This is a genomic window from Paenibacillus jilunlii (assembly GCF_900102965.1).
GTDB lineage: Bacteria > Bacillota > Bacilli > Paenibacillales > Paenibacillaceae > Paenibacillus_AQ > Paenibacillus_AQ jilunlii.
The window spans coordinates 973128-995779 of the sequence record NZ_FNGM01000001.1; the positions used below are offsets into that span (position 1 = coordinate 973128).

General features: G+C 52.1%; 18 protein-coding genes. 14 read left to right on the forward strand and 4 right to left on the reverse strand.

Features of this window, described 5'->3' with window-relative positions; genetic code table 11:
- Entirely contained in the window at positions 1-1719 is a 1719-nt protein-coding gene (locus tag BLQ82_RS04600; protein WP_062528105.1) for a cache domain-containing sensor histidine kinase, read from the forward strand.
- 102 nt (positions 1720-1821) lie between these two features.
- A complete protein-coding gene (locus BLQ82_RS04605) occupies positions 1822-3615 on the forward strand; it encodes a glycoside hydrolase family 36 protein (protein ID WP_062528107.1) in 1794 nt (597 codons plus the stop codon).
- Between the two features lie 801 nt (positions 3616-4416).
- Here BLQ82_RS04605 and BLQ82_RS04610 read toward each other — a convergent pair.
- Entirely contained in the window at positions 4417-5304 is an 888-nt protein-coding gene (locus BLQ82_RS04610; protein ID WP_074647762.1) for a LysR family transcriptional regulator, read from the reverse strand.
- Between the two features lie 196 nt (positions 5305-5500).
- Here BLQ82_RS04610 and BLQ82_RS04615 point away from each other — a divergent pair, with 196 nt between their 5' ends.
- Positions 5501-6577: a YeiH family protein gene (locus BLQ82_RS04615; protein WP_062528111.1), complete on the forward strand. Its 1077-nt coding sequence runs from the start codon at positions 5501-5503 to the stop codon at positions 6575-6577.
- A gap of 88 nt (positions 6578-6665) precedes the next feature.
- Here the strand turns inward: BLQ82_RS04615 and BLQ82_RS04620 are convergent, their stop codons facing one another.
- Entirely contained in the window at positions 6666-7073 is a 408-nt protein-coding gene (locus tag BLQ82_RS04620; RefSeq protein ID WP_062528113.1) for a VOC family protein, read from the reverse strand.
- Between the two features lie 190 nt (positions 7074-7263).
- Here BLQ82_RS04620 and BLQ82_RS04625 point away from each other — a divergent pair, with 190 nt between their 5' ends.
- A complete protein-coding gene (locus BLQ82_RS04625) occupies positions 7264-7854 on the forward strand; it encodes a class I SAM-dependent methyltransferase (RefSeq protein ID WP_062528114.1) in 591 nt (196 codons plus the stop codon).
- 18 nt (positions 7855-7872) lie between these two features.
- Here the strand turns inward: BLQ82_RS04625 and BLQ82_RS04630 are convergent, their stop codons facing one another.
- Both BLQ82_RS04630 and BLQ82_RS04635 read right to left on the reverse strand, forming a co-directional pair.
- Positions 7873-8727 (reverse strand): SDR family oxidoreductase, encoded by an 855-nt coding sequence (locus BLQ82_RS04630; protein WP_062528116.1) that lies wholly within the window; start codon positions 8725-8727, stop codon positions 7873-7875.
- A 105-nt stretch (positions 8728-8832) separates the two neighbouring features.
- Complete coding sequence (locus BLQ82_RS04635; protein WP_062528118.1) at positions 8833-9657, reverse strand: helix-turn-helix domain-containing protein; 825 nt, start codon at positions 9655-9657, stop codon at positions 8833-8835.
- Between the two features lie 160 nt (positions 9658-9817).
- Here BLQ82_RS04635 and BLQ82_RS04640 point away from each other — a divergent pair, with 160 nt between their 5' ends.
- The 10 genes from BLQ82_RS04640 to BLQ82_RS04685 all read left to right on the forward strand — a co-directional run bounded on the left by BLQ82_RS04640 (position 9818) and on the right by BLQ82_RS04685 (position 22639).
- Positions 9818-10981, forward strand: coding sequence for a Gfo/Idh/MocA family protein (locus BLQ82_RS04640; RefSeq protein ID WP_062528120.1), 1164 nt, complete (start codon positions 9818-9820; stop codon positions 10979-10981).
- A gap of 23 nt (positions 10982-11004) precedes the next feature.
- Positions 11005-11769 carry a sugar phosphate isomerase/epimerase family protein gene (locus tag BLQ82_RS04645; RefSeq protein WP_062528122.1) on the forward strand — a complete coding sequence of 255 codons (765 nt, stop codon included), beginning with the start codon at positions 11005-11007 and terminating at the stop codon, positions 11767-11769.
- A gap of 20 nt (positions 11770-11789) precedes the next feature.
- Positions 11790-12878: a Gfo/Idh/MocA family protein gene (locus BLQ82_RS04650; protein WP_074647765.1), complete on the forward strand. Its 1089-nt coding sequence runs from the start codon at positions 11790-11792 to the stop codon at positions 12876-12878.
- A gap of 37 nt (positions 12879-12915) precedes the next feature.
- The gene (locus BLQ82_RS04655; protein WP_062528125.1) at positions 12916-13920 is read left to right on the forward strand and encodes a Gfo/Idh/MocA family protein; all 1005 of its coding nucleotides are present in this window, start codon (positions 12916-12918) and stop codon (positions 13918-13920) included.
- Between the two features lie 267 nt (positions 13921-14187).
- Positions 14188-15546, forward strand: coding sequence for a glycoside hydrolase family 64 protein (locus tag BLQ82_RS04660; protein ID WP_062528127.1), 1359 nt, complete (start codon positions 14188-14190; stop codon positions 15544-15546).
- Positions 15547-16056: 510 nt separating this feature from the next.
- On the forward strand, positions 16057-17250 hold the full coding sequence (locus tag BLQ82_RS04665) for a cell wall-binding repeat-containing protein (RefSeq protein WP_062528128.1): 1194 nt from the start codon (positions 16057-16059) through the stop codon (positions 17248-17250).
- Between the two features lie 108 nt (positions 17251-17358).
- Positions 17359-17541, forward strand: a complete 183-nt coding sequence (locus BLQ82_RS04670; protein ID WP_163704411.1) for an S-layer homology domain-containing protein — start codon at positions 17359-17361, stop codon at positions 17539-17541.
- A 68-nt stretch (positions 17542-17609) separates the two neighbouring features.
- Positions 17610-20540, forward strand: a complete 2931-nt coding sequence (locus tag BLQ82_RS04675) for an insulinase family protein (protein ID WP_062528130.1) — start codon at positions 17610-17612, stop codon at positions 20538-20540.
- A gap of 3 nt (positions 20541-20543) precedes the next feature.
- Complete coding sequence (locus BLQ82_RS04680) at positions 20544-21248, forward strand: response regulator transcription factor (RefSeq protein WP_062528131.1); 705 nt, start codon at positions 20544-20546, stop codon at positions 21246-21248.
- Complete coding sequence (locus BLQ82_RS04685) at positions 21239-22639, forward strand: sensor histidine kinase (protein ID WP_244280690.1); 1401 nt, start codon at positions 21239-21241, stop codon at positions 22637-22639. Before BLQ82_RS04680 ends, BLQ82_RS04685 begins: the two co-directional genes overlap by 10 nt.
- The last annotated feature ends 13 nt before the right edge of the window (positions 22640-22652 follow it).

Below are 22652 nucleotides of genomic sequence, written 5' to 3' on the forward strand. Positions count from 1 at the left end.
ATGCGGCGCAAGGTGAACATTCCTTTTGGATATAAGCTTATTCTGCCTTATGTGCTGTGCCTGCTGATGGCCGTGCTCACGGTTGGCCTGTTCGCCTATGCGCATTCCGTAAATTCCCTCCGGGAAAAGACGCGGGAGAACCTGCAAGGGACGCTCAGGCAAATGCGCGACAATATCCGTTACCGCACGGATGATATTGAACGGATTACGAACAGCCTCTACTACAATTACAGTTTTCAGAATGCTCTGCGCCGCTACGATCAGGGCTGGTACAGCTATGAAACCATGACCAAAACGCTCATGCCTGCGCTTGAAAATCTGCTCAATTATACAGCCAGCAACATTGGTCTGTCGCTATATCTCCAGAACGAATCACTGCCCGAAATATTCTATAAGGACGGGGAACAGAATCCGCTGCTCTCCACCAAGCGTTACGAGATCTACCATCTGACGCGGATACAAGATGCGGACTGGTACCGACTGCTGCAATTCTCGGGCACCCTGCCGGGACTGAGCCGCTGGCAGCAGATTCTGCGCGATAAGAAGGACGGTAATATCTCACTGCTGCAGCGTCTGGATGATGTGCAGCGGGGGAAGGAGATCGGTCTGGTCCGGGTGAGCGTGCAAATCCGCGATCTGCTCGATTCCGTAGATTACCGCAAGATCGGGGAGTACAGCACGCTCGTCGTTCTTGACGCAAGCGGTAGGACTGTACTGCAATCTTCGCCGGAAGGCGCAGAAGGGGAGAATCCTCAGACAATGCCGGGAAGGCTTGTGCTTAGCGAACCGCTGCACGGGCTGGGGTGGCAGCTGCAAGCCTATATTCCGGACAGCCTGTTCGACCAGAGCGCGGGCGAGGTGCGCCGGATGACCTTGCTGGTCAGCCTGATCAGTGCAGTAGTATTGGCCGTTTTAGGCATTTGGGTGTCCGGTTATTTCTCACGGCGGATTCAGAAGATCGTGGGGTCGCTGAATGCTTTTCACGATGGGGATTTCCACAAAAGAATCCGTTTCAAAGGCAATGATGAGCTGGCGCAGATTGCCATCGCCTTCAACCGGATGGGCAGCAATATGGAGGAGCTGATTCATAAAAATTATGTGGCCGATCTTCAGAAAAAGGAAGCGGAGCTTGAATCCCTGCAGGCCCAGATCAACCCCCATTTTCTCTACAATACCCTTTCCTCCATAAATCGTCTGGCCCAATTCGGCGATATCGACAAGCTGCATGTTATGGTGCAGGAGCTGGCGAAATTCTACAGGCTTTCCCTGAACCGTGGTGAAATTCTGACTACAGTAGGCAAAGAAATCGAACATGCCAAAGCGTATGTCGCGATCCAGTGCATCAAATACGGTGAACGGCTTAGCGTATATTATGACGTTGACCCTGAGGTCCTTGAGTATACAACGGTCAAGCTGATTCTGCAGCCGCTGATCGAAAATGCGCTGGAGCATGCCTGGTTCGGGGCCACACTAGGCATCCGGCTTGTCGTGGAGAAGCGGGAAGCGGAGATTGTGTTCAAGGTAATCGATAATGGTGTCGGCATGAATACCGATACCATCCGCCAGATACTGGCGCCGGAAGGACCACGGATCGGCTATGGCATCCGCAACGTCGATTCCCGGATCAAGCTGCATCACGGCAGCGGGTACGGAGTAACAATCGCCAGCCGTTCCGGCATCGGAGCCTGCATTCTGATTACCATTCCCTGCCGGATGTAGCACTGGCGCATACAGGCAATATAACCGGCAAGCAGCAACAGCTTGGCAAGGATCGTTGGAACTGATGCTATCTTAAATTTCTCATAAGGAGTTCAGATGCTATTGAAAACGACGATTACCGCTGGCTGTGTAATCAGACTGGACGGCCAGACCGGCAGCTATCAAGCTTCGCTCACTTCCATGAAGGATTGCGCAGAGGAGGGTGTGTATTATGTCCGCCTCCTATTGACTGCTCCGGCTCCGGTAGTGCCTCCAGAGCTTTCACTGAAATGGAGTGTTCCGGCAGTCGATGTGCAGGGACTGTGGCATCCGTCGGTAGAACGCAGCCGGGGGCTGGTTCCCGACTGGTGGCAGGGCTTCTCCTCCCGGGCAACTTCCTCGGCCCCGGTCATCAGCCTGTATGGGAACCGGGGGAACAATGTTTTTACTTTTGCCTGCTCCGATGTCCTGCATCCCGTGGAGCTTCATGCGGGTCTGCATGAGGAAACCTCATGCTTTCATTGCTCCGTGACAGTGTGTGCGGAGCCCGGACCGCCAGTGGCTCATTTAGAGGTTGTTCTGCGGCTGGATACCCGCAGCCATCCCTATTATGAAGCGCTCCGGGGAGTAGGGGAATGGTGGGCAGGACTTCCCGGCTGTGAGCCGTCCCCTGTTCCGGAAGCCGCCAGAGAGCCGATGTACTCAACCTGGTACAGCTTCCACCAGCAGCTGGAGCCTGAAGCAGTGGAAGCCGAATGCTGCTTGGCGGCAGCAATGGGCTGCAAGACAGTCATTGTGGATGACGGGTGGCAGACCTCTGACGAGGCCCGGGGTTACGCCTATTGCGGGGACTGGAGGGTGAGTGTGGATAAAATTCCTGATCTGAAGGCCCATGTTGCCGGTATTCATGATCTGGGAATGAAATTCATGCTGTGGTACGCGGTTCCGTTCATCGGCAAGCACAGTGAGGCCTGGGATAGATTCAAGGATAAGCTGCTGTATGTGAATGAGGCTATGGGTGCAGGGGTTGCAGACCCCCGTTACCCGGAAGTACGGGAGTATCTGACCGGCATCTACGAGCAGGCTGTCCGGGACTGGGACCTTGACGGCTTCAAGCTGGATTTCGTTGACAGCTTTTATGCGGCCAAGGATTCGCCTCCCGGGAAGGGAGCCGGACAAGACACCATATCCGTGCCGGAAGCGGTAGATAAGCTGCTGAGCGGCATCATATCCCGTTTGCGCCGGCTGAAGCCGGACATCCTGATCGAATTCCGCCAGAATTACATTGGCCCGCTGATGCGCAAATACGGGAATATGTTCCGGGCGGGTGACTGCCCGAACGATGCGCTGCAGAACCGGATGAAGACGATAGATATCCGGCTGATCTGCGGCTCGACTCCAGCTCATGCCGATATGCTGATGTGGAACCCCCGGGAGACTCCTGCCGCTGCCGCATTGCAGTTTATTAATGTGTTGTTCTCCGTTCCGCAGATTTCGGTCCGCCTGGACCGGCTGCCGCAGGAGCATGCGGCTTTGCTGTTTTTTTGGCTCTCCTTCTGGCGTGAGCACCGGGAGGTGCTGCTGGAGGGCCGCCTTGAACCGCTGCATCCTGAGCTGCTGTATCCGCTGGTCATTGCCCGTACAGCGCAGCAATGGGTCATAGCTGCCTATCAGGATACGGTAATCCCGTTACCCGGCGATTTGCCGGACCGGGTGCAAGTGGTCAACGGGACGCTGCTCACCCGCCTGGTGCTGGAGCTGGACCGTGTCTCCGGTCCACTGGACATCACAGTGCGTGACTGCCAGGGAACAGTGACGGCAGAATACACTTTGAACTGGAACAGCGGAGTGTATTCGCTTGAGGTTCCTGCAGCGGGTGTGATTACGCTGCAGCGTGTGCGTGGGGACAGGGCATGAGTATAGCCCATTCTGAACTCAACTGAAACGCAACTGAAACGCAACTCATACCCAACTCAAACCCGACTTACACAAACCTATCTCAAAATAGCTATAGGTAAGTGGGGAGATGAGTGAACAGGCGAACAACTAGAGTTGTTGAAGTGCTGCAGGCAGTATCAAGAAATTGGTGTAAGAAGCGCAGATACTTTCTCGGGTTGCGTTTAGTGAGTTAAGCTGATAGTGAGTTAAGCGGAAGTGAGTTAAAGTAAGTAGTGAGTTAAAGTAGATAGTAAGTTAAAGTAGATAGTAAGTTAAAGTAGATAGTGAGTTAGCGAGTTATTAGTGAGTGAGTGGAAAAGAAGCATTAATTTGCTTGAGTACCCTGCGCTCCAAAGTTTAGGTGGAAAAAGGATAACTAATTTGCTTGAGCATCCTACGATCCACATGCTAAGTGGAAAAAGGATAACTAATTCGGCTCATTTCGCGTCAGGTATGGTAATATCACATGATTAAGTTTCCTTTTTCCACCTAAACTTCACAATTCCGGATTTTGGGAAGAAATAGGTTCCCTTTTTCCACTTACTTGTCAGAAACAGAAACAGGCGGCCTTGGAAACAACGGCGAAAATGCCGTTGTTGAAGCGCCGCAGGCCGGGGTGCCTGGAAACAACGGCAAAAATGCCGTTGCTGAACCGCCGCAGGCCGGGGTGCCTGGAAACAACGGCGAAAATGCCGTTGTTGAAGCGCCGCAGGCCGGTTGCCCGAAAACATCAGCAAAAACACCGTTGTTGAAGCGCCGCAGGCAGCCGCTCCCATTATGTTACTTTTCAGGCGCAGCAAGCACCTTTTTTATGAACATCTGCACAGCCATACCTTCCGGATTGTCTGTATGCCGGATGATCAGAAATTCCCGTTCAAGCAGCCTCTGCCGAAGCCGCAGCTCGCTGATTTCACCGCCCGCCAGTTCTTTGCGCACGATCCACCGGGACAGCATCCCGAGCCCCAGCCCGGCAGCAACAGCCTCCTTTACCCCTTGGCTGCTGTTGAATACATAGGATCGTTTCACGTGTACTCCCGATTCCTGAAGAAAGTGATCGCTATAAGCACGGGTACCCGAGCCATGCTCGCGCAGCACCCAAGTCTGATCCTGCAGCATATCCTGCTCTACGGCCAAGCTGTCAGCGAGCGGATGGCCCGCCGGGGCGATGACGATCATCTCGTCTTTCATATACGGAATGATCGTAAGCTCGGGGTCAGCAGTTTCTCCTTCAATAAAGCCGACATCGAGCTGATTTGCTCTTACAGCGGCAATAATCTCTTCTGTGTTGCCGATGGTCACCTGGAGGCTGACAAGCGGATACTGTCTGGCAAATTCGGCTAACCTCGCAGGCAAAATATATTCTCCAATCGTAAAGCTTGCCCCGATCTGAAGATTTCCCGTTACTTCATCCCGCAGCAGACGAATTTCACGGCCCGCGTCGTCGTACAGGGAGAGAATCTGCTTGGCGTATTTGTATAATATAGTTCCGGCTTCCGTCATACGGACCTGCTTCGGCGAGCGGTGCAGCAGTCTGGTTCCAAGCTCATTCTCCAGGTTGCGGATATGGAGACTCACGCCGGGCTGCGACAGATTCAGCAGCTCACCCGCCTTGGAGAAATGGCTCTGCTCCACCACAGTAACATACACTTTAAGTGCATCGACAATCATAATAATCCCTCATTTTAAAATGAATACATAGCCGTTATAACTATACTATAGGCCATTTTACCATATCTATTTGCCTTAATCATAATAAAAACTAATGATTAAAATAGCAAAGCTGTATTTCACTTTCATGTGCAAGGCTCTTATAGTGGAGCTGTAGAACATTGCTGCCATACGCGGCGGACGGAGAGTGAAGCAGATGAATCATACGCATAAGCTGTACCGCATTACTTATTGGCACCCGGGTTTTATCCAGGGAATCGGAATCACGTTTTTGCTCGCTGTGGCGGCCAAGTATCTGGCCTTGCTGCCACTGCTGAATATAATGGGGCAGCTCGTATTGGCAATCCTGCTGGGAATCGCGCTTAGGGGCGTTGCAGGTGTCCCGCAGAAAGCCGTGACCGGTATTCAGTTTTCCAGCAAAAAACTGCTTCGGGCGGGGATCATCCTGCTGGGAATGAGACTTAATTTTGCCGATATCCTGGCTGCCGGACCGAAGGTATTCGCCATTGCTGTAATCAATATCGCAATTACTTTGTTTACTGTATATGGATTTGCCAAGTGGTTCGGAATCGACAGAAGGTTAGGGTTGCTGACGGCCTGCGGCACGGCCATTTGCGGGGCGGCGGCAGTCGCGGCGATTGCCCCCCAGATCCAAGCATCTGAACATGAGACAGCTGTAGGAGCGGCGACGGTGGCTATTCTGGGGACGATTTTTACACTGGCTTATTCGCTGTTGTATCCATTCCTGGGATTGAGCCCGTCAGGCTACGGAATCTTTGCCGGGGGCACACTTCATGAGGTGGCCCACGTCATTGCTGCGGCTGCTCCGGCGGGCAAGGAGGCTGCCGATCTGGCAGTCATAGTGAAGCTTACCCGTGTGGCCATGCTTATCCCTGTCGCAGTCGTCATCGGGTGCCGGGAAAGTTACAGACAACGCAAGCAGGCGAGTGCGGAGGAAACTTCAAAGGAACAACAATTCCAAGAGAAACGAAAAACTATTGAATGGAAAAGACTGCCGATTCCCTGGTTTATCCTCGGTTTTCTATTGATGAGCGGCGTCAATACTTTAGGCATTATTCCGGTGAAGCTCGCAAGCGGGCTTATTGCCCTGGCCTACCTTTTGCTGGCGATGGCTATGGTTGGAATGGGTCTGGGCGTGGATTTGAAAACCTTTGGCCGGATGGGGAAAAAGCCATTTCTGGCCGGACTTGCCGGTTCGGTTCTGCTGTCTGCGCTCGGTTATGTGCTGGTGTTTGCTTTTGGATTGGCTTAGAAGAGGAGGGGCAGGCCATACAGCTAAAAGACGTCCCCGGATAAGAACAAGGGACGCCTGCATTTAGAAGAATACGTAAAACAACCTGCTATTGGACCTGCTTAGGCACAGTTGTGATCATCCAGAGGATGCCGAATTTATCCTGAACATGTCCGTACAATGCACCCCAGAAGGCGGGGGCGATTGCTTCCTTGACCACTCCGTCTTCCGCGAGCTTCTCAAAAGCTTCACGGGCTTCCGCTTCATCCGCGAATTCCAAATTTAAATTAACCGAGTTGCCATAGCTAACCGGCTCGAAAATAGAATCAGACATCATGAAGTGCACTCCGGCGGCGTTAAAGCTGAGATTGATCACCTTGTCCTTCAAATCCTCACGCGCATCCGGCAATTCCCCGTGTGTGGTGATGGAATTCATTTTGCCGCCAAGCGCCTGAATATAGAACCCGGCTTGGGCTTTGGCGTCCTCCGACATCAGGTAAGCTGTAAAGTTGGCCATGTAAACAACATCCTCTCTTTTTTGTGATGTTATAATCCGTCCGACCTGTCCATTGTAGCAAAACCCCTCAGCCAGATTTCTTATGGATTGCTGTATCTTTCTTCAGAATAAATTCAGAATTCCCCAAACTTTTTCTAAAGGTTGTTCAGTTAAGATTGGAACCATCAGAGTAAGGGGGTTCAAAGATATAATGATGAAAATGAGCGATTGGGTTGAAGAGAGGGCGGTATTTCTATATAAATTTTTGCGGTTTCCGCGGCAGGTTGGCAGTTTTGCACCAAGCTCTGCAGAATTGGCAGCGGTGATGACGAAGCAGGTTCCATGGCATCAGGTTCAAGCTATAGCCGAACTTGGCGCAGGTACAGGTGCAATTACAAGGCATATTCAAAGGTCGGCCACCGCAGATACAAAGGTCATGTTGTTTGAAAAAGACCCGTTTCTGCGGAAAAGGCTGCGGGCAGCCTATCCGGGCTACGCTTGTCACGCTGACTGCCTCAGGCTGGAGCTTGCCCTCCATAATGATAACTGCGGGCCGCTGGATTGCATCCTGAGCGGACTTCCTTTTTTCAATTTCCCGCAAAGCGTCAGAGATCTGCTCATGGGGCAAATCGTAAGCTCTTTGAAGGAAGAGGGCTTGTTTATTGCCTTTCAATACAGCAAGCAGATGAAAAAGCAATTGGAACAGCATTTTGTAATTGAGCAGATCTGTTTTGTTCCCCGGAATCTTCCTCCAGCCTTCGTATATGTATGCCGAAAGAAAAGAACGGGCCTAGATGCATAATTATTAACAGGGGCCTCGCTACACCCCCGAGTATGCCAAGAAACCGCCGTCTACCGGAACCGTAATCCCTGTCACAAAACCGGACATACCTTCGTCCGCGAGCCAAAGCAGGGTACCCAGCAGCTCTTCCGGCTTGCCGAAGCGGCGCATAGGGGTCTGGGAGATGATCTTGTGCGAACGTTCGGATAGTTCTCCATCTTCCCGGAGCAGCAGCCTCTCATTCTGCTTCGTGAGGAAAAAGCCCGGTGCAATGGCATTGACCCGGATGCCGGCTTCGGCCAGATGGACGGCCAGCCACTGCGTGAAGTTGTTGACACCCGCCTTCGCAGCGCTGTAGGCAGGGACCTTGGTCATCGGCGCGGCGGCGCTCATGGAAGAGATGTTAATAACCGAAGCTCCCGGGCGTCCGAGCATTTGCTTGGCAAAAATCTGTGTGGGAATGAGCGTACCAATCAGATTGAGGTCCATGACCTGACGGAAGCCGGTGGCAGAAAGATCGAAAAAGGAGGTGATTTCCGGGTTCTCGAGATCGCCTTCCGTAAAGATCTCTTTGGTTGTGACCGCTGACGGCTGGTTGCCCCCGGCCCCGTTGATTAACAGATCACAGGGTCCCCAATGGTTCAGGACTTCAGCGGCGGCACGGTGCACACTGCTGTCTTCTGTAACATCGCAGGCCACAGAAATGGCCTGGCCTCCGGCGGCATTGATTTCGGCAGCAAGGGAGTCCCCTTTGTCCACAGTCCGGTTCAGAATGGCGACCTTGACTCCCTGGCGTCCCAGCTCATGGGCCATAACGGCGCCTAAAACACCCGCTCCTCCGGTAATGACAGCAACTTTGCCTGCAAGTGCAGGCTGCAAGGCTAATTCGGCCATGAATTGCACTTCCTCTCTATAGGGCACTGCGCGATAGCGCTTCCCTCGATGATTTGTTAAATCTCTTCACCAACTGCGGATATTAGGTAAGTTTCCCGCTTGAGTTTATCGCGTGCTGCTCCGGTATGCCGAGGGGGAGACTCCGGTTGTTTTTTTGAAATATTTCGAGAAATGCGCCAGCTCCATCCCCACCTGCTCGGCAATATCGGAGATGCTGAAGCTGGTATAGGACAGCTGTTTTTTGGCGAGCTCCATCCGTTTGAGCTGTACATAATGCATAGGGGTTAGCCCCATGAATTTTTTGAAATACGGGATGAAATAGTTCGGATGCAGATGCACCAGCTCTGCCAGCTCCTCGACCTCAAGCGGCCGCATCAGCCGCTGGTCAATATATTCAAGCACATGGGCCAGCTTGCCCTGATCACTGGTATGGAGCAGGTCATCCATGAAATCAGAGTAGCCGCCAGCTTCCAGACACAACGCCAGAAGATTGAGCAGCGCAGCCTGAAGACGGATCTTGGACAGGAAGCTGTCGTCCTGAAAAAGTCTGATCATCTCGGTAAAAACCGCCCGGACTGCATCCGGGTCAGCCGCATCGCTGATATACAGCTTGTTCGCGGAATGAAACAGCGGCCATTCGCCAATATGGGCATCGAAATGGCAAAAGTAGCGGGCATAAGGATTATTGGGCGATGTTTCCGTTGTCTGTGTGGAGCCGGCAGGCATAATCATTAATTGCCCCGGCCTGGGATAATAGGTGACACCGTTAATAATCACTTTACCTTCACCGCAGTCAATAAAATAAAGCCGGTTGAAGGAGGGCGTCTCGTTCGTGCGGTTCCAGCCGGGGTACTTCGTGCTGAGCTGGGCATAAGTCACGGTAACGTTCAGATTCTGCAGCAGGTGCCCCTGCCTGTTCAAGAGATCCATTGTTCTGCTCCTTTGAAAAGGAATTCATTCTATTATACCGCTTTCATTTAACTAATACATCTTAATTATATACAAATTGTTCTTAATTCCAGTCATGTTCACGCCCAGAGATTAAGGTTATCCTCATATCATAATCTGAAATTAGGAAGTGATCCTAGAGATGGCAAAGGTACGTTATGGAATTATTGGCATCGGGAATATGGGCCGGGCCCATGCCCTTAGTCTGGGGGACGATGTGGAAGGGGCCGAGCTGGCTGCGGTATGCGATATCAGCCCTGAACGCCTGGAATGGGCTGCGGAACAATTACCGGGGAAGGTGAAGCATTTCAGTACGGCAGCAGAAATGTTTCAGTCCGGGACGATTGATGCCGTATTAATCTCAACCCCCCATTATGACCACCCGCCGCTGGCGATCGAGGCGCTGGGCTATGGGCTTCATGTCCTGATTGAAAAGCCTGCCGGGGTGTACACCAAAGCCGTCCAGGAAATGAACGAGGCTGCGGCAAAGTCGGACCGCAAATTCGGTATTATGTACAATCAGCGGACGAATCCGATTTACCAAAAGCTGCGGGAGCTGATTCACACCGGCGAGCTTGGCGAGATCCGCCGCACGAATTGGATTATCACCAACTGGTACAGGTCGCAGAACTATTACGATTCCGGCGGCTGGCGTGCGACCTGGGCCGGAGAAGGCGGTGGAGTGCTGCTGAATCAGGACCCGCACCAGCTGGATCTCTGGCAGTGGACCACAGGGATGATGCCGACGCGCATCCGGGCATTTTGCCACTTTGGCAAATACCGGAAGATTGAGGTCGAAGATGATGTAACCGCTTATGTCGAGTATGCGAACGGAGCCACCGGATTGTTCATTACGACGACCGGGGAAGCCCCGGGAACGAACCGTTTTGAAATAACCGGTGACAACGGAAAAATCGTCATTGAGGACGATACCCTGACCTTCTGGCGGCTGCGCACACCGGAGCCGGTTTTCAATGCTGAATTTAAGGGCGGCTTCGGAGCACCGGAATGCTGGAAATGCGAAATCCCGGTGAAACACGGGAATGGTGAGCAGCATATAGGCATCCTGCGTAATTTTACGAATGCAATTCTGCACGGTGAACCACTGCTGGCGCCGGGGGAAGAAGGCATCCATGGCCTGACGCTTTCGAACGCTATGTATCTGTCCGCATGGACAGACAACTGGGTGGAGCTGCCGATTGACAGCGATCTGTTCCATGAGAAGCTGATGGAAAAAGTGCAAAATTCCACCTTTCAGAAGGATACAACTGTGCAAAAAACGCTGAATGTAACCGGAACACATTAACTATTCAAGGAGTGAAATAACCTATGAAGACTTCAACGATTGCTGCGCAGATGTATACCTTGCGGGAATTCACCCAGACTCCGGAAGGATTGCGGGAGAGCTTCCTTAAAGTGAAGGACATCGGCTATCAGGCAGTGCAGGTTTCAGGTATTGGCCCGATTGATCCGCAGCTGGTGAAGCAATATGCGGATGAAGCCGGACTTGCCATCTGTGCGACACATGTTCCCTGGAACAGGCTGGTGAATGATCTTGACGCGCTGGCCGCTGAGCATAGGCTCTGGAACTGCAATTATGTCGGACTTGGTGCGCTGCCAGGGGAATACCAGACCAGTCAAGAGGGCTACCGCACTTTTGCCAAGAAGGCCTCCGAAATCGCTCTTGTTCTGAAGCAGAAGCATGGACTGCAATTCGTCTATCATAACCACGATTTTGAGTTCGAGCGTCTGGATGGCGTCACAGGACTTGAAGTGCTGCTCCAGGAGGCGGACCCTGAGGCGTTCGGTTTCGAGCTGGATCTCTACTGGGTTCAGGCCGGCGGGGGAAGTCCGGTAGATTGGATTCACAGGGTCAAGGACAGAATGCGGGTTGTGCATCTGAAGGATATGGCGGTAGTTGCAAGAAAAGCGGAATTTGCCGAGATCGGCCAAGGAAATATGAATTACCCGGCGATTATTGAGGCCTGCCGTGAGACCGGGGTAGAGTGGTTTGTCGTTGAGCAGGATGTCTGCCGCCGCAACCCGTTCGAGAGCCTGAAGATCAGCCTGGACTATCTGCACACACTGCTATAACGAGACGAGGGGGAAGAAGGATGAGCCGCAAAGACGGAATGAATTATGCACCCAGGCATGAGGCAAAACCGGTGGTTGGACCGGGTGAATTTGTAATCGCAGCAATCGCACTGGACCATGGTCACATCTATGGTATGTGCAACGGGCTGGTGGAAGCCGGAGCGCAATTGAAATGGGTATATGATCCTGACCCCGAAAAGGTCAAAGCCTTCATCGCCGCCTATCCGGGAGTCCGGGCCGCCAGATCAGAAGAAGAAGTCCTTGAAGACCCTGAGGTCCGCCTGGTGGCGGCAGCGGCGGTACCTTCCGGGCGGGGGCCGCTGGGCTTGCGTGTAATGGCTCACGGGAAGGATTATTTTACGGACAAAGCCCCATTTACCGCGATGGAGCAGCTTGAAGCGGCACGGCTGCAGTCAGAGAAGACAAAACGCAAATACATGTGTTATTTCAGCGAACGGCTGCATGTGGAAAGTGCGGTCTACGCCGGGCAGCTGATCCGTCAGGGAGCTATCGGCCGGGTGCTTCAGGTGATCGGGATGGGACCGCACCGTCTAAATGCGCCCAGCCGTCCCGGCTGGTTCTTCCAGCGCGAGAAGTATGGAGGCATCCTCTGTGATATCGGAAGTCACCAGATTGAGCAATTCCTCTACTATGGAAACTGCTTGGATGCTAAAGTGCTGCACAGCAAGGTTGCCAACTACAATCATGCTGCCTACCCGGAGCTTGAGGATTTCGGCGATGCGACCTTGGTCGGCGACAATGGGACGACCCAATATTTCCGCGTGGACTGGTTCACCCCGGACGGGCTCGGTACATGGGGAGATGGCCGGACAATTATCATGGGAACCGAAGGGTACATGGAGCTGCGCAAATACAGCGATATTGCCCGTTCGAACACACCGGATCATGTATTTTGGGTAGACGGACAAGGTGAGCATTATGAGCACGTGGCCGGGAAGGTTGGGTTTCCTTTCTTCGGAGAGCTGATTCTGGACTGCCTGGAGCGCACAGAGCTGGCGATGACCCAGGCTCATGTATTCAAAGCTGCGAAGCTGTGTCTTCAGGCGCAGTCCCAGGCGCTGAACCTCACCCCGGATACACTCAGATAGCCGGTCAGAAGTCAGACCAAAGCGGAAGGTGAATTGGATGAGTACAATAGGAGCAGCCATCATCGGGTGCGGGGCAATCGCTCCCTTGCATGCCAACGCTATTCAATCCATGGAAGGCGCCCGGCTGGTGGCTGTTGTTGACACAGATCCTGTAAGGGCGGATCAAGCTGCCCATGATTACGGCTGTGAGGCAGCAGCAGACTACAGGCAGCTTCTTGGGAGAACGGATATCGGCATTGTCCATTTATGCACGCCGCATCATCTGCATGCACCGATGGCAGCGGAGTTTCTGCAGGCAGGCCATCATGTCTTAACCGAGAAGCCCATGGCATTGGATGTGCCATCTGCCCGGCGCATGCAGGAAGCGGCGTCAGCCAGCAAGGGTCAGCTTGGCGTGGTCTTTCAGAACCGCTATAATGCCCCTTCCATACGGATCAAAGAGACCATCGATTCTGGTATTATGGGTCAGCTCATCTGCATGAAGGGGATTGTGACATGGCACCGGAGCGAAGACTATTACACGGAGAGCAGCTGGCGGGGCAAATGGGCTACCGAAGGCGGCGGAGTGCTGATTAACCAGACGATCCATACCCTTGATCTGCTGCAATGGTTCGGGGGCGAGATTGCTTCTGTCACCGGAAGTGTGACCACCGACGTGCTGAATGAAGTCATCGAGGTGGAGGATACGGCACACGCCTGTATTCGCTTCAAGAATAATGTCCGGGGGCTTTTCTACGGTACGAATGCTTATTCCGTGAATTCTCCGGTAGAAATGGAGCTTATCTTTGAACAAGGTACGCTCCTGCTGCGCAGAGACTGCCTGTATCTCTGGAAAGACGGCCAAGAAACACTGCTGTCTGAGCCCGTCTCCACTGCGGTCGAAGGCAAATCCTACTGGGGAACCAGCCATAAGCGGTTAATCCTGGATTTCTACAAGCACGTCAGAGAAGGACGGAAATTCTGGATCGACGCGAGCGAGGGGATCAAGGCGCTGGAGGTTATTGCCGGTATCTATAAATCTGCAGTGAAGCCCTCAAATTGACTTTAGGCACAATTCCCCGTATCTTCATAACATACGTTTCAAAAAGCCTTAATACTCCTGGACTCTGGAGAATTAAGGTTTTTTTCTTTTTTTGCAGCAAAAATGACGCTAAACCTCTTCATCAAATCGTTTCACCCAAAATATGGGGACAAAAACCGAAATTCTGATCCTACTAAAAAGGTAGCAGGAATACTATAATCATAGTTGAAAACGCATACAATTATGGTGCGTGATTGAACCTAAACCATTTATTGGAGGTAGATTGCGATGAGAAAAAGATGGCTAATGTCTGTGCTCGCGCTCCTGCTGCTGATTTCCTGCTTCCCGCTGTTCGGCTCCAAGGCCGAGGCCGCCGACTACACGCAAGGTGTCGATTTGTCGGGTACCACGGCAACGATCTGGTTCAAATCCACAGTGAACACAAGTTGGGTGGATGTGCATTACAAGCTTAACAATGGCACACAGATGAATTTCCGCATGACGTACAACAGCAGCAAAGCCCGTTATGAACAAGCAGTAACGGGTGTTGCCAGCGGCACGGCCCTCACTTATTTCTTCACCTACAATAATGGAACGCCGGCGTATGACACCGGTTGGTTCACTTACAATGGGGGACCTACACCGACAACGCCGCCTTCGAATCCCTCAGGTTCAATCTATTCTGTTCCAGCCTCATCCATTCCTGTTGCGCCAAACGGTTCAATCTCCGTAAAAGTAATGAATGGGACAGGCGGTGCATACTCAGACAGCCAGATTTACTGGGGGGTTCTGGGGATTAATCCGGTCAACCAACAATGGAGTTACCTGGATTTGAACGGAAATCTTGTACCGATCTCCACGGCGCTGAATGACGCTTCCGGGCATCTGACCAAAAATGGCGTGAATTACGCGAATATTTATCACACGGTCAGCGAGGCTTCCTGGGTCAACATGCCCAAAATCACCTCTGGGCGCATGTTCCTCAGTGTAGGCACACCCCTGTACATCAAGACATATAACGACGGCTTCGCCGGACCGAACGTCGATAATCCGACCGATCCGAACCGCAATATCTACTTTGATTTTGTGGAATTTACAGTCGATGATGCCGGTTACCATGGCAATACTACCCGCGTTGACGGCTTCGGTTTCCCGATCCAGCACCGGCTGGTAAATAAGTCCGGGTCTTTTGACCAAACGGTAGGCGAATTTGAATCGGAAACCCGTGCCGGATTATTTACAAAATATCAGAACGAAGTGCCGGCCGCCTTCAAATCGTTAGCTACGGTTCAGGCGCCGTACCGGATTGTGGCACCGATCCATGGATCTTTTGCCGCAGGCGGAGCCAATGCCAACTATTTCGCCGGTTATTCCAGCTACAACACCCAGGATATTCTGCGCTGTGACGGAGCGCTGACCGATGCCGCAACTGCGGCTGCGATCAACCGCCATGTCTATACAACCGGCAACTGGAACAATGTAGCCAACTATTACAACGCCGCTCCGGCCAACTATTATGCGAAGTTTTGGCATGATCATAGCATTAACCGCCTGGCCTACGGCTTTCCGTATGATGATGTCAACGGCCAAGCCGCCTACCTGGAGGTAGGCGATCCCAAAGGTCTGATTATCCGTGTTGCCTGGTAAAAAGAACATTCCATACGCAGCACGCAAACGAACTATGGCAAGTTGAGACCGCTTCACTTTTGTCACTAACCCAACAGCCCCGGCAGGGTCTAGCCTGCCGGGGCTGTTGGGTTGCGGAACAGGATGTGGCGCCAACGGCGTTTTACTTATAGCTGTCAGTTCATTACCAGTTTCCTCGAAATTATAGTACATCCCTACATGAAAACATCCATACTGCATCCTATCTGGCAAATTCATTATTCGTTTATATGTGTATCCCTCTAAGGTGCCGCTGCGGCGCATGGATGCCTATTGTTATCACAATGAAGAATACGGATTTTTAAGATCATCTATATCACAAATCCCTCAAAAATCAACTTTTCTGACTGGCTTGCAGCACGGCCTTCTGGAAACATGAATGACTTTCAGATAATAGTTATTTTTTAATTATTGCAATTCTACATACTTTCTTCATATTTATTGGGTACACTTCTATTTAAAATCGCGTGAGCAGTTAAATGGAGGTACACGATGAACAAAAATATATGGACCACTGCCTTGACTACTATATTGCTGGGAGCGGCTCTGGCAGGCTGTTCGGCGGGAAATAATTCAACATCTGCTCAGCCGGACAACGGATCACCAGCTACAGTCTCCGCACCCTGGCTCGCTACCAAGAATACAACCCGCATCAATACCTCAGACCCTATCCAAGCAGCGGTTCTGGTGTCCCAAACGCTGTGGACAGCGGAAACAAAGAGTAACCGGCCTGCCAGTGTAGTCCTAACCGATGTCAGCAGCTGGCAGATTGCCGCAGCAAGCACGGACTTGATTCATCATCCAAGCAATGGTCCGGTTCTGTTTTTCACCAAAGACGGTATCCCCGAAGCCACCCTGACGGAGCTGAAACGGCTGAAGCCGATGGGAGCAGAGAGCAACAATGGAATTCAGGCGGTTCTGGTCGGACCAGTGGCTGAAGGCGCGGAGGAGCAGTTGGAGAAGCTTGGTTTAAAGATAGACAAGATTGAAGGGAAGAACGCGGCGGACATTGCGAAGTCGATCGATGATTATTATGCAAAAGTGTCCGGCAGCTTACCGCAAAGTGTCATTATCGGCTCCATGGACAGTCCAGAATATACACTGCCAGCGGTCAATTGGATCGCGCATATGCCGGAACCCTTGCTCTATGTGAGCAAGGATGTAATTCCGGCGGCTACCGCTGAGGCACTTAAAGCCCGTAACGGCAGTGCGGCCATCTACCTTCTCGGTCCAACATCTGCGGTCTCCGCAGACGTTGAAGCACAGCTTAAGGAATACGGATCGGTAACCCGTATTTCCGGTGATGACCCCTATGCTAACGCGGTCGCTTTTGCCAGGTTCAAAGATGAGAGTAACGGTTTCGGCTGGGGCATCACAACTCCAGGACATAACCTGTCGGTGCTGACCCCAGATTCAACTATGCTGGCGATTGCTGCTGCACCGTTCTCACACCTGGGCAAACATGCTCCCTTGGTATTCACCGAAAAAGACGGCCTGCCGGATTCATTAATGAATTACACGATGGAGCTTCAACCTAAATTCAAGGACTCTCCTGCGGAGGGTCCGTACAACCACGCCTGGCTGACCGGCGACACCGGTACACTTACTAACGGTGCGCAAAGTGAAATCGATGATATGCTGGAGATCTCTCCTGCCTCCGGCGCGAATCCGCATTCGGGACATTAATACAGGTCAATCCGGTACCGGATTCCGTCCCGCGGCATTACCCGTGAAGAAGCGGCAGTTATGGTTGCCAAGGCCGCGCGCCTATCCACCTATGGAAGTGCCGGCCGCGTGAAGTTTGGTGACACATCCAACCTGCCGCAGGACAGCCGCCAGGCAATTCAGGCGGTGAACGAGCATGAGATTATGACCGGAGACGGCGGCCGCTTTCATCCCAAGCAGGTGCTGGTCCGTGAACAGGCCGCGGCAATCTTGGTCAGAGTGCAGAAATTGATACCGGAAGTTCTCTACTGATGGTACAGGCAACCCGGAATATGATAAGCTCATGGAGTCAGGTCAGCCCTAGTAGAGGAGAGAAAACTATGAGCAGCTTAAAAACAGGCCAGATCTATTCTGGATTTCAAGTTGTACATGAGGAATATATCCGGGAAATTGAATCTACGGTATTCACGTTGGAGCATAAGCCAAGCGGCGCGAGGCTGCTTTTTGTACAGAATCAAGATGACAACAAGGTGTTCAGTATAAGCTTTCGGACTCCGCCCGGAGACAGTACGGGAGTCTTTCATATTTTAGAGCATTCAGTGCTGTGCGGTTCCGATAAATATCCGGTAAAGGAACCGTTTGTGGAGCTGCTTAAAGGCTCGATGAAGACGTTTCTGAACGCATTTACATTTGCCGACAAGACCATGTATCCGGTGGCAAGCCGGAATAACCAGGATTTCTCCAACCTGATGGAGGTCTATCTGGACAGTGTGTTTAAGCCGAATATCTACAGGCAGCAGGAGATTTTTGAGCAGGAGGGCTGGCATTACGAACTGCAGCATGCGGAGGATGAGCTGATCTACAAAGGCGTGGTATACAACGAGATGAAAGGCTCCTATTCCTCGCCGGTTACGGTACTGATTGACAGGATCAAAAAGTCGCTGTACCCGGACACGGTTTACCGGTATTCCTCGGGCGGAGATCCGCAGGATATTCCTGCGTTGACCTATGAGCAGTTCCTTGCTGCGCACAGCCAATATTACCACCCGTCCAACAGCTATTTTTATCTGTATGGGGACGTTAATATCGAAGAGCGGCTGGAGTTCATCCACCAGGAATATCTAAAATCGTACAACCGCGATGATTTCGATACCGCCATTGCTCTTCAGCAACCGACCGGAATGACGGAGCTTGCGGCGGAATACCCCATTCTGGAAACCGAAACCGCTGCTGACAAGACCTATCTGAGTATGAACTATGTGATCGGCACATCCTTGGACCGGGAACTGAATCTCTCTTTTGCTATTCTGAAAAACATGCTGATGGACAGCAACGCGGCTCCGCTAAAACGGGCGCTGCTCGAAAGCGGTCTGGGCAAAGACGTGTTTGCTTTTTATTCCGATAGTATGATTCAGCCGATGCTGGGCATTACATTGACCCATTCCAATCCTTCTGCTAAGGATGCTTTTCTGGACCTGGTCCGAACTACATTAAGCCGCCTTGCTGCGGAGGGGCTGGATGAGAAGCTGGTGCTGGCTGCGGTCAACAGCAAAGAATTTGAACTGCGTGAAGCAGACTTTATCCAATACCCGAAAGGGCTGACCTATAATATTGAGGTTATGAAGTCCTGGCTGTACGATGGCTCACCCACAACCCATTTGGAGTATGAAGCTTTGATTGCTTCCATCCGGGAACAATGTGCAGACCGTTATTTTGAGCGGCTGATCGAAACCTATTTGCTGAACAGTGACCACTGCAGTGTAGTAATACTCCAACCTTCTGCTACTCTGGCAGCCGACAAGGAAACGTCCATCCGTCAGCAGCTTGCCGAATATAAGGCATCCCTGTCCCCGGCACAGCTCGGGCAGCTCATTCAGCGTACACAGAACCTGCTGGAACGGCAGGGCCGTCCGGACGCGGCCGAGGATCTGCACAAGCTTCCGAAGCTGTCTCTTCAGGACATTAACCGCAGCGTTTCTCCTCAAGTTCCTACACAGGAGTACATGCTGGAAGGGATAAAGCTGATTCACCATGAGCTGCCCACGAACAAAATTGCCTATATCAAGCTATATTGGGACACAGGGGTTCTTGCGGCGGAACAGATTCCTTATCTTGTGCTGCTGGCGAGAGCGCTCGGGCAATTGGAGACTGCAGCTTACAGTATTGAAGAACTTACGGCTGAAATTGGGATAAGAACCGGGGGGATTCGTTTTCAGAATGAGGTGTTTGGAGCCAATAAAAATTCGCAAGCAGGCTATCAGCCCAAATTCAGCGCACGCATCAAAGTTATGGAAGGCAGCATTGGCGAATCTCTGAAGCTGCTTCACGAGCTGCTCTACGGCAGCAATCTGGATAACTTCACCAAGCTGCAGGAAATTGTTCGCCGGGAAGCCTCGCATATGGAATCGGTCCTGAACCAGAAAGGCAATGAAATCGCAGCCAGCCGTTTGCTGTCCTATTTCTCCGACATGGGGGCATATGAGGAACAGCTCGGCGGCGTGGCCTATTACCGTTTTATCCGGGAGCTTGCAGACGGTATAGACCTCCAGGTCGAACAGCTCTCTGAAACCCTAAAGGGGATCTGTACAGCCTTGTTCAATAAGCGGAATTTAACGCTTTCTGTGACGGGGACTTCAGATATCTATGCAGAGTTCGCTGCACATTTGGCACAACTGGACATCCAAGACCGGCCGGTGGAGCCGCAACCTAAGCTTAAGGCGCAAAATCTCGGAAGTAACGAAGGGTTCATGTCCGCAAGCCAGGTGCAGTATGTGGTTAAGGGGTATGACTTCACCAAGCTTGGTTTTGTCTATTCAGGCAAGATGCAGGTGCTCAAAAAAATCCTCAGCCTCACGCACCTCTGGAACACGGTGCGGGTAAAAGGCGGGGCGTATGGCGGGAATCTGCTCCTGCGCAGAGACGGGGTGCTTTTGTTCACTTCCTATCGGGACCCGAATCTGCAGGAGACGCTCGAGGTCTACGATCAGGCCTACCGCTTTGCCGAAAGCTTTAAAGCGGATGCAGAAGAGATGACCCAAGCGATAATCGGCACGCTGGCGATGTTTGAATTGCCGCTCAGTCCCAGCGCACTCCGGCGGCGGGCGGACCGGCATTATTTTGAACAGATTACCGTAGAAGAGCTGCAGCGGGAGCGAAATGAAATCTTCTCGGCAACACCGGAAGATATCAGGCACTATGCCGGACTGCTTAAGACGGTGACGGAACAGAATTTCTTCTGTGTGGTCGGCAATGAATCCAAGATGAAATCGGCACAAGCTATATTTGGCAGCCTGGAGGAACTGGTGAGATAACAGATGAAAACACAAATTTTGATTATCGACGACGAATGGAACATGCGGAATTTACTGCGCATTTATTTGCAGAAGGAAGGATTTTCCACCCAAGAGGCAGCTACCGGACAAGAAGCTCTTCGTATGATCGGGAAGCAGGCATTCGACCTGCTCCTGCTGGATGTCATGATGCCGGATACGGACGGCTGGCAGGTCTGCCGCGCCGTTAGGGAGCATACGCAGATTCCCATTCTGATGCTTACCGCACGTTCTGAAACGAAGGACAAGGTGCTTGGGCTGGGGATTGGCGCAGATGACTACCTGACCAAACCCTTTGAGCCGGAAGAATTACTGGCCCGGATTCATTCTTTGCTGCGGCGCTCATCACTGACCCGGACAGTGGAACCGCAGGAGAAGCAGCTGAATTATCCGGGATTGCGAATCCTGCCGGATGCCCGCGAGGTGCATATTGAAGGGCAGCGTGTTGATTTTACCTTGAAGGAATTTGATCTCCTGACCATGCTGGCGCGGAGCAGCCAACGGGTGTTCACCAGGGATGAGCTGGTTGAACGTCTATGGGGCAATGATTATGGCGGGGAGACGCGCGTGATCGACACGCATATCAAGAACATCCGAGAGAAGCTGCAAAAAGCCGGACTGCCGTATAATCCGGTACAAACAGTATGGGGGCTGGGTTATAAATTTCAGGTTCCAGGCACATGCGAATGAAAAATAACATCATCGGCTTTAAGCTCGGTCTTGTGATCATGTCGGTGTTCCTGATTGTTTTGCTGTTCCTGGGCGTGGCCATCGACCGGATGTTCAGCAGCTTTTATTACAAAGAAATGCAGACGGAAACAGAGGAGCTGGCTTCGCATTTTGCAGTCATGGCCGAATCCCAGGATACCACCAGCGAACAAATGATGCGGACCTTTGCTGAATTTTCCAATGTGAGTATTTTTAATATCTCCCGCGACAGAAGTGTGACACTTCATTCAGGCGTGCACGATTCAGCGGATCGTTCGTTTATACACGGGTCTGATCTGGCCCGGATATTCTCGGGAACCCGCGTGAGTTTGTTGTACAAAGACCCCGCAGGACACCGGTATTTCGTAACCGGACAGCCTATACAGGATGGCAGCAGGGTGAATTCCGCGCTCTATGTCATGTCATCCACACAAAGCATGGAGCAGTCGCTGGCTTCGGTGCGGGATATTCTGCTGCTTTCAGGAATAGGGGCTTTTGTGTTGGCCCTGGGCATTACCTGGATTATAGCCAGAGTGCTGTCGCGCCCGCTGGTGCAGATGCAGAAGGCAACCCGCAACATTGCGGCAGGTGAGCTGGAGACAAGGCTGACGATCCTCAGCAATGATGAAATCGGGTTTCTGGCTGCAGCCATTAACGATCTGGCGGTTGATCTGCAGCGCTACAGAGATACCAGGCAGGAATTCCTGGCGAATATCTCGCATGAGCTGCGGACGCCAATCACCTATTTGCAAGGATACGCTAAGGTAATGAAAGACGAGCTGTACGAGACAGAAGAAGAAAAGCAGCTCTATCTGGACATCATCGGCCAGGAAGCGCACCGCATTCAGCACCTGGTGGACGATTTGTTCGAGCTCGCCAAGATGGAGGAGGGTAAAATCCCGCTGAATCTGGAAGAAGTGGACCTGAAGCAAATTGTGGATCAAGCCGCCCGCAAGCTTGAATTAACCGCCAAGGAAAAAGGCCTCAAGCTTGCGGTGGCGCATAACGGACAGGCTTCTCTATTACTTGGGGACAGCAAACGCATGGAGCAAATCGTGATGAATCTGCTGGAAAATGCTGTGCGGTATACTGATGAAGGAGAGATTAACGTCCAATTGAACTACTTATCAGATGCCGCAGTTTTTATAGTAGAAGACACCGGGATGGGTATCCCGGAAGCAGAGCTTCCTTATATATTTGACCGTTTCTACAGGGTGGAGAAGTCGCGCTCGCGTCAATATGGAGGCACCGGCCTCGGTCTTTCTATCGTTAACAAGCTGGTCGAGCTTCTGGACGGTTCAATCCGCATCACCAGCAAGGCTGGGACGGGAACCCGCTGCGAGGTCAAGTTCAACAAGCAGCCCCTTCCATGAAGAGTCATGATTT

Bases quoted from the DNA above. Each gene is read 5' to 3' on its own strand.
- BLQ82_RS04610 (WP_074647762.1), bottom strand. From the start codon at position 5,304: ATGATTGTCGATGCACTTAAAGTGTATGTTACTGTGGTGGAGCAGAGC.
- BLQ82_RS04650 (WP_074647765.1), top strand. From the start codon at position 11,790: ATGAGCCGCAAAGACGGAATGAATTATGCACCCAGGCATGAGGCAAAA.
- BLQ82_RS04625 (WP_062528114.1), top strand. From the start codon at position 7,264: ATGATGAAAATGAGCGATTGGGTTGAAGAGAGGGCGGTATTTCTATAT.
- BLQ82_RS04600 (WP_062528105.1), top strand. From the start codon at position 1: ATGCGGCGCAAGGTGAACATTCCTTTTGGATATAAGCTTATTCTGCCT.
- BLQ82_RS04660 (WP_062528127.1), top strand. From the start codon at position 14,188: ATGAGAAAAAGATGGCTAATGTCTGTGCTCGCGCTCCTGCTGCTGATT.
- BLQ82_RS04645 (WP_062528122.1), top strand. From the start codon at position 11,005: ATGAAGACTTCAACGATTGCTGCGCAGATGTATACCTTGCGGGAATTC.
- BLQ82_RS04640 (WP_062528120.1), top strand. From the start codon at position 9,818: ATGGCAAAGGTACGTTATGGAATTATTGGCATCGGGAATATGGGCCGG.
- BLQ82_RS04655 (WP_062528125.1), top strand. From the start codon at position 12,916: ATGAGTACAATAGGAGCAGCCATCATCGGGTGCGGGGCAATCGCTCCC.
- BLQ82_RS04685 (WP_244280690.1), top strand. From the start codon at position 21,239: ATGCGAATGAAAAATAACATCATCGGCTTTAAGCTCGGTCTTGTGATC.
- BLQ82_RS04635 (WP_062528118.1), bottom strand. From the start codon at position 9,657: ATGGATCTCTTGAACAGGCAGGGGCACCTGCTGCAGAATCTGAACGTT.
- BLQ82_RS04630 (WP_062528116.1), bottom strand. From the start codon at position 8,727: ATGGCCGAATTAGCCTTGCAGCCTGCACTTGCAGGCAAAGTTGCTGTC.
- BLQ82_RS04680 (WP_062528131.1), top strand. From the start codon at position 20,544: ATGAAAACACAAATTTTGATTATCGACGACGAATGGAACATGCGGAAT.
- BLQ82_RS04675 (WP_062528130.1), top strand. From the start codon at position 17,610: ATGAGCAGCTTAAAAACAGGCCAGATCTATTCTGGATTTCAAGTTGTA.
- BLQ82_RS04620 (WP_062528113.1), bottom strand. From the start codon at position 7,073: ATGGCCAACTTTACAGCTTACCTGATGTCGGAGGACGCCAAAGCCCAA.
- BLQ82_RS04665 (WP_062528128.1), top strand. From the start codon at position 16,057: ATGAACAAAAATATATGGACCACTGCCTTGACTACTATATTGCTGGGA.
- BLQ82_RS04615 (WP_062528111.1), top strand. From the start codon at position 5,501: ATGAATCATACGCATAAGCTGTACCGCATTACTTATTGGCACCCGGGT.